A 12,001-nucleotide genomic window follows, 5' to 3' on the forward strand; every position below is an offset into this window, starting at 1 on the left:
GGGCAGCACGCGCCTGCCGAAGAAGCCCTAAGCCTTCCGAGCGAACGGAACAGGAATGCCGAAACTCAGCCGATGGGAACGGATGGCAATCTCGTTCCTAAAGAAGCCGATGCGCATGAAGTGCGAGGCCAGGACGCGAGCCGGTGGAGCCTGTCAGGCGCCGGCGGCACCGAACGGGCGATGTAAGCTTCACGGAGGCCGATCAACCGGACCTCTAACGGAGGAAGGCAGGGCACGTATCAGTTCCGCTCAGCGCCTACGGTGGCGCCTTTGGCGAGAGCGCAACACCCAGCGCGCAAGGCTCGCTAGCTGACTAGCCTTGACCTATCGCCTCGCGCGTCTTGGGGTATTACCGCCCGGAAGCCTGCGACTGGCCAGCGGACGTCATCTAGCGGTGCAACACGCAACAGTATGCAACACCGCTACGCGGGTCAGGCGAGTGTTGCGCAAACCTAGCGTTGAAGGCATCTGAGGCCGTTAACCCGTGTGTCAAACGTTTCACGGACCGCTCCCGCGCGGCCATCCGGTCGGATTCGTCCTGACTGGTAGCTTGGAAGCCGACCGGTTTGGTCCGACCGCCTGGGAAACCGCCGCGCTGAAACCGCCGCAATAAAAACCCCTGTTTTCGATGGGGAGTTATTCTTGCGGGAGTTTCGGCCGCACACTTCTTGATCGCGCCCAGCGCACACCGCTCCCGTGCGTGCTGTCTTCTGACAGTAGCTCGACACCCGCTTCTCGGACTGCGGCGACAATGCGATCCCACACATCGGCAGAGACGTGCCCATGCCGCCGGCCCGGGGAGACACTGACCGTCCCGCCAATCTCGATCCTATGAACCGTGCGCGGCGTCACGTTCGCCTTTTCAGCCAAATCGGCGACGGTCATCTCGGCGAGGGCTCGGGCTGCCGTAAGCTGGCGGCCGTCGAAAGTGGGCAGGTCATCCATAACCTACGTTCAATCACGACATTCATCAGGGATCAATCATATCCCTTGACGGGGATAAATCATATCCCTATGTTGGATTTGACAATAGGTGTTTATCACTACCTATCGGCTCAAATGGGATCTCCCATGAATTCGATCGTCACCGCGGATGGCAACGGCCACGTCTCATTGCTCTCCGGTCTCTCCGAGAGCGCACACGCCTTCGCTCGCGCCTCGTTGGCCGATAACACCCGCCGGGCCTATGCGGCGCAGTGGCGGCTCTGGAGCGAGCATTGCGCAGTGCTGGGGCTCGCCCCCCTGCCGGCGCTACCGGCCAATGTCGCGAACTGGATCGCGAGCCGGGCGAACATCGGCACCCGAGGAGGCAAGCGGCGCAAGACTGGCGGCGCAGGCCAGGCGATCGCCACGCTCAGGACCGCTGTCGCTGCGATCAAGGCCGCACACGAGGCCAACGGGCTCGCCTTCGACACCAGTGCCGCAGAGTTGCGCATGGTCCTGAAAGGCATCCGCCGCGAGAAGGCGGAAAAGATCGCTAAGGCCGCGCCGCTGCGCGCTGGGCTTCTTCTCGATGTTATCTCGGGCCTTGGCGCATCGTCTCTAGAAGCTCGTGACGCGGCCCTGCTTGCTCTGGGCTACGCCTTCGCCCGCCGCCGCTCGGAGCTGGCTGGCCTAGATCTCGGTCGGCTCGGGGACGGCGACGGCGTGCTCTCCAGCGACGGCCACTCCCTTGCCGTCACGCTCGTTCGCCACAAGACGCAGACCGGTGAGCCCCTAGTGTCCGTGGTGCCGCGCGACGGCAGCGAGGTCGCGGTCAAAGCAATCGAGGCCTGGCTCGCACTTTCCGACGTCCAGCCCGGGCAGCCGGTGCTCCGCCGCATCCTCAAGGGCGGCAAGATCACCGCTGAGCGGCTACATCCGCAGAGCGTGACCGGCATCATCCAGCGCCGCATCGCGGAACACTTCGAGCGCAAGGGCGTGCCGGCCGCTGTAGCCCAGCGCGAGGCCGAGCTCTATTCCGGCCACTCGCTGCGGCATGGCTTCTGCACCACGGCCGCCGAGGCAGGTGCCAGCGTCCAGGCGATCATGAGCGTCACGGGGCACAAATGCGTGCCGATTGTCATGGGATACACCGCTGCCGCTGATCGGGCCCGCATAAGCCCGCATCGGATCAAAGGCGTGGGATTGTCTGTCACGAGCGCCGCTAAGTAGTTGTCTCCTTCGTCGGCGAATCTTGCTCTCCCCGCACGCGGAGAGGGAGCCGACGGAGGGCAAAGCATTTAAGCGGGTAGGTGTCCGTAAACTTCTGTGGCTTGGTCTCAGCGGCTTTGCGCTGCTAGTCCTTTTCGGGCCGAAGCCCACAGAAGAGCAGGCTGCGTGAGCGACAGATCAAGCGAACCAACGCTGAGATCGCGAGGGCATCTAAATCGGATTCCCTTACCAGGGATAACGCTCGGCTCGATGCCGAGATTCAACACGCTCGGAAGACCACGGGAGCTTGCGTCCCACCCGCTACCGGCCACTCTGCTTCATCTCGGGGCGACGCCGTTTGGGTTGCCCGCGTCGACGCCTTGGCCTGCCTGTCGGAGCGGAACGCGGCGGCATCCGGAGCTGGGGTGACGGCAGCCGTGTGCCGCACGTGAGTGGCGCTGTCTTGGCGGAGGAGAGAGCAGGGGACAGACCCCCACGCTTCACAAGGGCTCGACGCATCCGCGCCGGACGCCCCCTCCAAATCACGTTTCCGGACCTCCGCATAAGAATTTTATGGAAGTGTTTGAGCGACTTGCTAACGTGGCGTGCTTGTCGACGAGGCCGAGCTTTCTAGCTTGCCGATGCGCCGCCAAGGAGGCGGCCGCCCACCGCTTTTGGGGAAGAAAATCGATGACAGCACGATTGGTTCGCAGCTTGCGCTCCTGGCAGCCCACCATTTCACAGTTTTCCACTTTGGCGGACTGCCAATCCCGCCGCCGCCCAAGCACCCAGCGGAGAGGCGGCACCGCCGTAGAGCGTCATCGTCAAGATCGCGCAGATGCGCGACATCACCGATCAGTCGGCGTTTACAGGGCGCGCGCAGCCGTCTGGGGAGACCGAACTCGTCATGAAACCGCAGTGGTTCTCACGGGCGGCAAAGCACTATCGAAAGGAGAGACAGACAAATGACACGGCTGCTGTTTTTGGGGTTTGCGCTATTGCTGTCCGTTTCCTGCGCCGAAGCTGACGCACTCCAGATAACATCGTTCAAGTTCCCACGGATCAAGGCGTCTACCTACATTGATCATGCGCAACGAAAGATACTGATCTACGTGCCGCACGGCACTGACCCGAAGTCGCTTGAGCCGGAAATTACTCACAACGCCGCTTCATTGAAGCGCACGCCGGAAGGTGTCGTCGGATTCCCATACGCCATCGGTTATGAGTTAACTGGGCTTAATGGTGAAAAGGTCAAGTACGGAGTTTTCGTCACTGTCCACCACTGGGAACTGATCACGAACTCGCCGGGACCGAAACCGCGCGACGGTGCTGGATTGCTTTCATTCAAAGGCAAGCTCTGGCTGCTCGGCGGTTGGGAAGCGCCGCTCACCACGAACCAAGTCTGGAACTCTGACGACGACGGCAAGTCGTGGACGCGCCTAGCCGACGCTCCTTGGCGTCCGCGCCATGGGGCCGGGTGGGTGGTATTCAACGACCGTATGTGGGTCATTTCGGGGGACGAACTCGCCGACGTTTGGTCGAGTCCTGACGGCATCAACTGGACCGAGGAAACCAGCGCCGCGCCGTTCGGCCGGCGTTACACACCCTATGTCGCGCCGTTCAAGGGCCGCCTTTGGGTGATGGGCGGACTATCGTGGATCGACCGTGATGGAAAATCGGTTTGGCCAGGCGTGCGCGCATTCGACGATGTGTGGTCATCTGAAGACGGTCGCGAATGGAAGCTGGAACTTGAACATGCGCCGTGGGCGGCGCGTGGCTTGATCCACGGCTTTGCGGTGCTGCGTGACCGACTTTACATCATGGGAGGCGGCGTAAAGTCTGGCATCGGCGCAGGTCGCGGCACGGACACAACCGCCGAGTATAGTGATGTCTGGTACACAACGGACGGCCGCGATTGGGTCCGATTGTTGGATCGAGCGCCTTGGTCGGCGAGAACGCATTTTACCGTTACCTCGACACCCCTATACATCTATGTCACCGACGGATCGGTCCGCTCGCAACAAAAAATGTCGAATGATGTTTGGCGAACTGCAAGCGGACACACGTGGGAACAACTGACTCCGACCCCGTGGACACCGCGACATGCGTCGGCCCTTACCTACCACAAAGGGCGCCTCTACCTGGCAACCGGATTTCTCACTGCCGACGTCTGGGCGATGGACAGTCGTTAGCCAAGCGAAGCTTTGCGATTGTAGCTAGCTGACTTGTTCGACAATAGTGTGCCATACCCATAACGCCCCCCGCAGCGTCGCTGCGGGGGGCGTTGTCATTGTTCGCCCAAATGGGGTGGTTCTGCGCCGGCGCAGTGGTCGATTTCGATAGCAACGAATGCCAAAACGCGTTCAAGCGCGATGACGTCGTTAGCCGTCGCAACCACGCTCGCGTCGTCCGCCATGGCATGAAGTTGATCCATGATCGCGAACAGGATCGGTGGCGGCTTTTGTGTAACGCTGGATACGATGGATTTGTACATCGCTAAGCCGCGCGGCCGAGCGATGACAGCTGAGAGTCGGCAAAGCAGTCCAGAGGCACGTTGTTTCTGCGGTGCATCTCGGCGACCGTTTCCTCCGAGCACTCCATCAGGATCGCAAGCGAAGGCACGCCCCCGAAATCCCGCGGCTCGGTGAGCCGATCGACCGGGCAGCCCGCCCGCCGCACGATCTTCTCCATGCGGACGTCGAGGACCGTCAGGATGTGCGTGAGGCCGGAGTTGAAACCCGTTTCGAGCAGGGTCGTGAGCATCAACCCGGTTACCTCCGCGAGGCCGCGCGGGCCGCGATCGCGCGCCAGTGAGGTATCGACTGCGAACCGCGTGCTTTCCCAGATGAGCGGGCTGCGGATTGGAATGCCCTCCGGCATCAGCCCGCGGAACACGTCTGCCAACATGTGTGGTCCGGTGGTTTGCAGCAGCCTGAAGGTTGCGACGACCCGGTTCAGATCGTCGATTGCAAGCGCATAGAGAGGATTGAGGTCATCGAACTGGTCGCGTTCGCGGCCGTCGACAACCGTGACTTCCCAGTCGAGCCTGTCCTTGAAGACGCGGGCTCTCAGCTTGAACATTTCGTCGATGAGGTGTGGGTGGTTGCCGGCCTCGTGGCCGGAGATAAGCTGAACTTTCATTGAGCGATCCCCATTGTTTGCACAATCGCGGGGGGATCGTCCGTCCAAGTCCGTTTACCATCTACTGGTCACCTTGCCAGTGGACCGCGGCTCAGATGAGGTTCAGCTTAATTGCGCGCGCGACGGCCTGGATGATCGACGACACTTGCATCTTCGAGCGCACGCATTCGAAGTGGTAGCGGACCAGTCTCTCGGAGATGCAGAGGATGACGCTGATGTCGAAAGCGGATTTGCCGTTGGCAGCCCACTTCAGGCATTCAAGCTCTCGCGTCGTGAGCTTGAAGTCGGGCGGCGGTGCACCAAGCTGCTCCAGCACCCGATTGTGGAAATGGTTTGAGATGACGAGGAAGTCGCGCCTGATGCGCCGCTGTTCCGCCTTCCACCTGCGGCTGGTCCAATCGGCGTTGAGGCTGAACATCGCCGTTTCGTTGTTCGCGCCACGTATCGGAATAGAAAGGCCTTGGTGGCCAAGGCCGAACTCGATCGACTCGCCAAAAAAGTTGCGCGCTGCGGGAGTATGATCGCGCACGTCCGACCAATCAAGCGGCAGAATGCGCCCCAGCCCGACCTGGATGACGGGGTCGATTGAAACGTAGTCCTGGCTGACGTAGCGGTGAACCCAGTCGCGGCTGTAGCTGGTGAGGATGTATGCTGGGTCTTTGACGCGGGGAATGTTTACGCCGAGGTAGGACGCATTGCTGAGCCCGTATCTGGAGGCGATGGCCTTCAGCGTGTCGTCGCCGAGGTCGGAGCTCACGACGTTGTCCAGGTCTTCCACGAGCTGGAAGAAGACTTTCTCCAACATCCGCCACCTGCACCGCTTCTGCTCTTAAATAGTATATCGTGGGATACACCCTCACAAGCAGAGATTGAAACGTGCAGAGAATGTTTGAACACGTTCGGGCGGTTCTGCTCACTCTTGCTGGGGCATTGGCGATTTGGGTCTACTACTCTTGGCTGTATGACGCGGTGGTCGGGCTCTGGTCGTTGTTCTTCAACTGAGAGGGAAAGTTATCCCCGCCCCTTGTACGCGTGTCAGTCTCGCGGCGGATGGAGCGCGGAGGTGGCTGACATGAAGGCAATTGTGAGCGTGTGGGGTGGCGCGGACGGCTTCGACTATCTTGCGTCGTTCACATGCTCCGAAAACGACGCCATCGAGATTGTGCGCGAGGAGCTTCACAAGGGGAACCGCGTGACCCTGCACATGTCGGACGACGCGCCGCGCGGCTTCGTGTTTGATCGCCGCGAGACGATGCATTGAGGCGCGCAGTCCGCGCGGCGCACAAAAAACCCCGAAGGCGTGAGCCTCCGGGGTGAAGCGTTACAATGATACCGAAATTGATTTCGGTAACATCAGTCCGCCGGCGCCAGGCGATGGCAACGACCGACTCGCTGCGACGTGGGAATGAGGTCGTCGGCCCGCCACCGTTTCAGCCATTTGGAAACGGTTGACTTGTTGCGGCCCCATGCCTCGGCGAGTTGGTCTTGAGCGTCAACCGTTTCCCCGGATGCAAGGCGCCGGGTGACGTCGAGAAGAGCCTCGGCGCGCGAGTAGACCCGCTTGCCGCCATTGTTGCCGCCACCGTTTCCGCGATTTCCGCCACCGTTTGGTGGGTTGCCGCGGTTTCCAGTGTCATCGTTGCCGCAATTTTTGCCGCTGTTGCCCGAGTTTCCCCAGTTGCCAGCGCCCGGCTCGCCACCGATCCCGAGTTTCCGGGCTTCGTCAGTGTCAGAGCCGCCGAAGTCGCTTTGCTCGGATGGCGACAACGGTTGACGGGTTGGGGCCTGAGTTTCCGCATGTGCCGCCTTGCGTTCACCGATGACGGCGAACGCCATCGCGATCAGGTGCTCGGCGAGGCCGCCGAGAGCGAAAATCGCGAAGTCGATCCCGACGGCGAACGACAGGACGGAAACCTTGCGGATCGTGGCAGCCGTCATGCCGAACCACGACAGGGCCCATGCCCAAAGCGTCGACCCGAGGTCGCCGGTCGCGCCGGACGTGCCGGCGGCCTTCACTTCGGTTTCGAGCTTGGCTTGACGCTCTTCGAGCGACGTCACCGTGCCTTTCTTGCGACGGCATTTCGGCCAGCCTTCGGGCGGTAGCGGGTCGGGAGCGCCGTCGCACTCGGCCAGCATATCCGGCTTGGCCACGCTCAGAGTGAGCGCGATCGAGGCGAGTTCGGCCTTGTGGCGGGCGACGTCTTCAGCGGTGCTCGCCTTGGCTTCCTTGATCTCGCCCGAGCGTCCCGTCGTGGCGGGCAGGCTGTAGGCGAGGAAGGCAACGAAGGCGATCGAGAGCGCCGCCGCATACTTGCCGGCGCCGTGGCGCCGAGCGAGTGCGACGAACATCGGCAACAGGAAGAGCGCGACCATGGCCGCGATCATCGATAGTTGTGTGCCGGCCGAGCCGCCGGCAGTGTATTCGAGGCCGAGCACGACTTGCAGAGCGAGAAGAGCGCCGGCGCCGAGGATGCAGAACGCGCCGCCCGTGACAAGGGCGGCCGGGGATGCTACGTGTTTCATGTCGAAAGTCCTTTCTTTGCGGAAGTGGGTTTGAGACACGGCCCGGAGGTGTTCGCGCACCTGTCGGGCTTTTTGGGCGCTTGACAGTTATAAATATAACTCATAGCTTCGTTGTCGACAAGTTTGCAATTAAACTCTTGAAAGGGTAGAAGCACCATGGACAGAGCAAATCTTGGAAGTCGGCATGTCTCCCAAAAAGGACCAGCGCGAAGCCTATCTGCAGCCAAGTCGGGAAGGAAAAAAGGCCCTCTTGCTGTGGCTTCCGGAGGAGCTTCACAGGAAACTAAAGCTCTCGGCGGTGGAAGACGGCGTCACCCTGCAGGAAGTCGGGGAAATGGTATTTCGCGCGTACTTAGGCAAGCGAAGCAAGCGAAAGGATTAGCTGAGCCCGCCTTGGCACCGAACTCGACCGCCAACGTGGCGGGCTGGCCGGAAATGGAAGAGTGGCAAGAGTTAGCGGCGAAGGAACGCGACTTCTTCGCGCGAGAGTACCTCGAATGCGAGACAGACGAGGAAGCCGAAGCGATCATAGGGCCGATCGAAGAGCGGTTGCGTTGCCTCGAAGATCAGATGCGCTCCAGACCGTTCCACGGAACGCCAGTCGAAATTATGGCTCTTGCCGTGATGGCACTTCGACATCAAGACATCGTAGGGCCTGACGCGGTAAAATTCGATGGGTCAATGCGTTCGCTTTACAGCGACGACATCGCAGAACGGTCCGCGGCCGAACTCATACGTCATGTTTGCGGGCTTGCCCAGGCAAGTGGGCTATTCCCTATTCTTTCAATCGCGGACTTCCGCCGGCGGCCCGACCTTAAGTTGCTCGACCTCGGCAAGTGTTTCGAGGAGGGATCGCGCGTCTCGGAGAATGTCGTCGGGATGTATGCTGACGAAGCGCTGGGATTGAGAGCCCATACAGTAGCCGGAGTCCGAGTGAAAATGCAGGCGCTCGCACATTTAAGCCGGACACTCGGAGCTGACGAAGTGGCCGAGAAACTACGTCAACTTGCGGGCGAAATGCGCGTCGCTGCGAGGGGCCGCAATCCCTCGATCTGAGTGGTGGACCGATCAGGCTAGAACAGTGGATCCGCTAATGGCTGGCTCGCTTGTTGGTATATTTGTTGGTTTTGGTGAGCGCCATCATAACCTAACCTGCTGTTCTAGATTGATGTTTTATCTCTGTTGTGCACGGCACTCTCCCGCCACTCCCCCGCTTGCGCGCCGCGTATTGCCGATTAGCTTGCGATGGGGAGCGCCTTCAATGCATCGTTCAGCCAGCCCCAGACCTCCCGGTCGGCCGCCATCGGCGACGTTTCTCCGCGCAGGATGACAAGAAGGTCGCGATAGCGCCCTAGGCGTCCGGCATAGGCATCATATTGCGAGAGATGCCAATCGAGCACGCCTCGATCCGCAGTCTTTCCCATCGCCCGCGCTGATCCTTCAAACCATTTCCTGGCGATCGTCTGCGCTTCGGCACTGTCGGGTGAAAGCCCCTCGCACGAAGCCTTGGCGGCGGCATTATAGGCTTCGATCGACACACGCTGATAGGCTTCCGGATCGAGCGCATCGGTCCAGAACGCGGTGGTGCCCTCCTGCACCTCACGCACGAAGCTGGGATCGGCCAACAACGTCGCCAGTTCATCCCACGCCGCCAACTGTTCGGGCGTCGGATCGTCGGGTAGCTCGGGAATGCTCATATCCAGAACCTGTTGTCGCCAATCATCGTTGAGCGACGAGCCGGTGGAGATGTCGTCGATGAAGGCCTCGATCCGCGCCTTCATCTGCTGGTTGCTTAAGCTGCTCATGGTCCAAATCCTCCTCAGGTCATCATCGGCAGGGTTTGGGAGGCGAAGGGTGGCACGCAGAACAGTTGCTGCTCGACGCTTGGACGCGATTTCGGCCTCGAGGACATCGAGCCGGGTTTGCAGCACGTCCTTCAACGTCAGGCGACGGGTCAACAGCCTTTGGATTGTCGCCAGGTCGACCCCGGCGCCGCGAAGCGCCTGGATGAGGTCGAGACGGGCAATGTCCGTATCGGTATAGAGACGATAATTGGTCGCGGTCCGGAGCATCGGGGGTAACAACCCCTTGTCCGAATAGAACCGGATTCGCCTGACCGACTGCCCCGTCAGCCGGGCCAGTTCACCGATCGAATATGCCGCCTTCACTCCCATGGCGTCTCAATTAGGGTCTCCACCAAGTGGAGGGTCAAGAGCTGCTTTGATCAGCGGCCAAGTCGCCTAAGCCATTTCCGCGATGGGTCAGGCCTATCGGGCGCGACAGAGTATTTCGTCACAGCGTCTGCTCGCGCAGGTCGACCACGATCACGATTGCGTTGTCCGGCGCGCCTCCCGACAGCACCGCGTCGATGATGGCCTCCGCGGCGTCCTGAGCCGAAGGGCTCGCGACAATGATCTCGCGCACCCGTTCCGGAGACAGCACCTCGAATACGCCATCCGAGCCCATGACGAGGAACAGATCGTCGTCGCGCCGCTCGATCCGGATCGCGTCCGGCGCACTTCCGACAGCCGGTTTGAACGGGAACAGGCCGAGCGCGCGCGACAGCGCAATGCCGCCCTTGGCCTCGCCGCTTTCCGGCGCGCAAACCCGAAGCGGGCCCCACGGCACCAGCTCGCCGCTATCCATCATTTTCTGTTCGCGGCGGATCTCGCCTCCCCTGGCGCGCACGTCCGCAGCCTCGTCCTCACGATCGGGATGGTGGCCGGTCACGAGCTTGACGGGCGAGACGTCCGCGCCGCCTTCTGCTTTTCGGTAGAGAAAGGCGGGCGAGTCCCCAAGCCAGGACACGAACAGATCGCGGCCACGCAGCACCGCCACGGTGGCCGTGCTTCCGCATTCGATGGCGGGCATCATGCGCTGAAGCGATGCTTCCGTCGTCTCGAATGCGGTTCGCATCGCGCGTTCGGGATCCTGCGCCTCCTTAGCCAAGGTATCGGCGAGCGCGAGAGCCAGCCTCCTCGCGGCAAACGTGCTTGTCCGCGATCCGCGCAGGCCGTCGAACACGCCCAAGACCAAAGCATCCGGCGTTTGCAGCACGCATGCGGCGTCTTCCATCGCGCGGCGCTGCCTTCCGATGGTGCTCGCAATTCCAGCGCGCTCGATCGGAGCCGGTCCGCTTTTGCGCTCGGTCGTTGCAGGTTGGGGCGACCTCTGCCGAGGTGAGCGCGCTTTCAGAAGTCCGGCGATCTCCTCGAACTCCGGGCGATCTGCCGGACTTTCCGCCCAGCACCGCTCTGCGAGGCTCTTCAACGCTTCGTCGTCGTGCACCCAGACGGGACGATACCCCTCGGCCATGACCTTCTCGGAAAACTCAGTGCGGGGAAGCGAGCCCGGCATGCCGGTGGCGACGTTCGCATAAGGCCTCGCGCCGGCGTGCACCACCTCGAACATGAGGATACCGAAGGCGTAGACGTCGACCTTCCGATCGTACTTGCCGTGCGCGAGCAGTTCCGGGGCCATGTGAAAGAGCGATCCGACAGGTTCTTCCAGAAATGTCGCATCGCGCAAACTCACCGTGCGATCGAAATCCGAAACCTTCGCGCGGATGTCATGCCCGCCTCCGGCATTAGCGTCCCGATCAAAGACCAGCACATTCTCGGCCTTGAGATCCCGGTGGACCAGATTGAGCGCGTGGATGTTCACCATGGTTTCAGCGATGTCAGCCAGGATGGATCTGGCCAGATCCGCGTCGAGCATGCCGGTCCCCATTGCGACCCCGCGCAGGACCTTGTCGAGCGAGCCGCGATGAGACCGCTCCATGACGCGAATGACATGCTCTTCCGTGCCCGAGAGTCCCACAAGCTGGACGATGCCCGATGCATCCTCGATATCGCGCAGCCTGGCGTAGGCGTCGATCTCGTCGAACGCCAACGCCGAGCCGACCCACGGCGTGAACTTGTAGAGCAACGACGGCGCCGCTTCGTCCGTCACGATGATCGTGCCATTGGGCTGCCTGCTTCCAGCGGGCGACGCGGGAGGGAGCAGGTAGGGGTGAGCGATCAGCGGTACGGCCTGGTTGGGGCAGCACAGAAGGGCATGGAAGGGTGTCATTGCGGTCAGCCGGGCATTGGAGTGAAGGATGCGCGGTCGATTTTCTCGACCGGAGCGTTCCATCGCACACGCGCGGAACGATCGCTATTCCGGCAATGCCGAGCAGGTCTGCATCATACTCGGATGCCAACGT

At 61.6% G+C, this 12,001-nt stretch carries 13 protein-coding genes; 6 read left to right on the plus strand and 7 right to left on the minus strand.

Annotated elements, in window-relative coordinates; genetic code table 11:
* The first annotated feature begins 115 nt into the window (after positions 1-115).
* Positions 116-313 carry an HGGxSTG domain-containing protein gene (locus tag K2Y42_RS12655; RefSeq protein ID WP_291154042.1) on the plus strand — a complete coding sequence of 66 codons (198 nt, stop codon included), beginning with the start codon at positions 116-118 and terminating at the stop codon, positions 311-313.
* A gap of 323 nt (positions 314-636) precedes the next feature.
* Here K2Y42_RS12655 and K2Y42_RS21275 read toward each other — a convergent pair whose 3' ends face one another.
* Positions 637-945 carry a helix-turn-helix domain-containing protein gene (locus K2Y42_RS21275; protein WP_366512396.1) on the minus strand — a complete coding sequence of 103 codons (309 nt, stop codon included), beginning with the start codon at positions 943-945 and terminating at the stop codon, positions 637-639.
* Between the two features lie 126 nt (positions 946-1,071).
* On the opposite strand from K2Y42_RS21275, the gene K2Y42_RS12660 reads away from it, so the two are divergent.
* Positions 1,072-2,154, plus strand: coding sequence for a tyrosine-type recombinase/integrase (locus K2Y42_RS12660; RefSeq protein ID WP_291152942.1), 1,083 nt, complete (start codon positions 1,072-1,074; stop codon positions 2,152-2,154).
* A 944-nt stretch (positions 2,155-3,098) separates the two neighbouring features.
* Complete coding sequence (locus K2Y42_RS12665) at positions 3,099-4,325, plus strand: hypothetical protein (RefSeq protein WP_291152945.1); 1,227 nt, start codon at positions 3,099-3,101, stop codon at positions 4,323-4,325.
* 95 nt (positions 4,326-4,420) lie between these two features.
* Here the strand turns inward: K2Y42_RS12665 and K2Y42_RS12670 are convergent, their stop codons facing one another.
* The 3 genes from K2Y42_RS12670 to K2Y42_RS12680 form a co-directional block, all read right to left on the minus strand.
* Complete coding sequence (locus K2Y42_RS12670) at positions 4,421-4,627, minus strand: hypothetical protein (protein WP_291152947.1); 207 nt, start codon at positions 4,625-4,627, stop codon at positions 4,421-4,423.
* A 2-nt stretch (positions 4,628-4,629) separates the two neighbouring features.
* Positions 4,630-5,274: an acyl-homoserine-lactone synthase gene (locus K2Y42_RS12675; RefSeq protein WP_291152950.1), complete on the minus strand. Its 645-nt coding sequence runs from the start codon at positions 5,272-5,274 to the stop codon at positions 4,630-4,632.
* Between the two features lie 91 nt (positions 5,275-5,365).
* Positions 5,366-6,079, minus strand: coding sequence for a LuxR family transcriptional regulator (locus K2Y42_RS12680; protein ID WP_291152952.1), 714 nt, complete (start codon positions 6,077-6,079; stop codon positions 5,366-5,368).
* Between the two features lie 267 nt (positions 6,080-6,346).
* Between K2Y42_RS12680 and K2Y42_RS12685 the strand changes: the two genes are divergently transcribed.
* Positions 6,347-6,535, plus strand: a complete 189-nt coding sequence (locus K2Y42_RS12685) for a hypothetical protein (protein WP_291152955.1) — start codon at positions 6,347-6,349, stop codon at positions 6,533-6,535.
* A gap of 92 nt (positions 6,536-6,627) precedes the next feature.
* Here K2Y42_RS12685 and K2Y42_RS12690 read toward each other — a convergent pair whose 3' ends face one another.
* Positions 6,628-7,797: a helix-turn-helix domain-containing protein gene (locus tag K2Y42_RS12690; RefSeq protein WP_291152958.1), complete on the minus strand. Its 1,170-nt coding sequence runs from the start codon at positions 7,795-7,797 to the stop codon at positions 6,628-6,630.
* A gap of 184 nt (positions 7,798-7,981) precedes the next feature.
* Here K2Y42_RS12690 and K2Y42_RS12695 point away from each other — a divergent pair, with 184 nt between their 5' ends.
* Together K2Y42_RS12695 and K2Y42_RS12700 are read left to right on the plus strand one after the other, a co-directional pair.
* Positions 7,982-8,179: a hypothetical protein gene (locus K2Y42_RS12695; protein ID WP_291152959.1), complete on the plus strand. Its 198-nt coding sequence runs from the start codon at positions 7,982-7,984 to the stop codon at positions 8,177-8,179.
* An 11-nt stretch (positions 8,180-8,190) separates the two neighbouring features.
* Positions 8,191-8,853: a hypothetical protein gene (locus K2Y42_RS12700; RefSeq protein ID WP_291152961.1), complete on the plus strand. Its 663-nt coding sequence runs from the start codon at positions 8,191-8,193 to the stop codon at positions 8,851-8,853.
* Positions 8,854-9,032: 179 nt separating this feature from the next.
* On the opposite strand, the gene K2Y42_RS12705 is transcribed toward K2Y42_RS12700, so the two are convergent.
* Both K2Y42_RS12705 and K2Y42_RS12710 read right to left on the minus strand, forming a co-directional pair.
* Positions 9,033-9,971 carry a MerR family transcriptional regulator gene (locus K2Y42_RS12705; RefSeq protein ID WP_291152963.1) on the minus strand — a complete coding sequence of 313 codons (939 nt, stop codon included), beginning with the start codon at positions 9,969-9,971 and terminating at the stop codon, positions 9,033-9,035.
* 118 nt (positions 9,972-10,089) lie between these two features.
* Complete coding sequence (locus K2Y42_RS12710; protein ID WP_291152965.1) at positions 10,090-11,868, minus strand: protein kinase; 1,779 nt, start codon at positions 11,866-11,868, stop codon at positions 10,090-10,092.
* Between the last annotated feature and the right edge of the window lie 133 nt (positions 11,869-12,001).

It is taken from the genome of Hyphomicrobium sp. (genome assembly GCF_019744875.1).
In the GTDB taxonomy this organism is placed as follows: domain Bacteria; phylum Pseudomonadota; class Alphaproteobacteria; order Rhizobiales; family Hyphomicrobiaceae; genus Hyphomicrobium_C.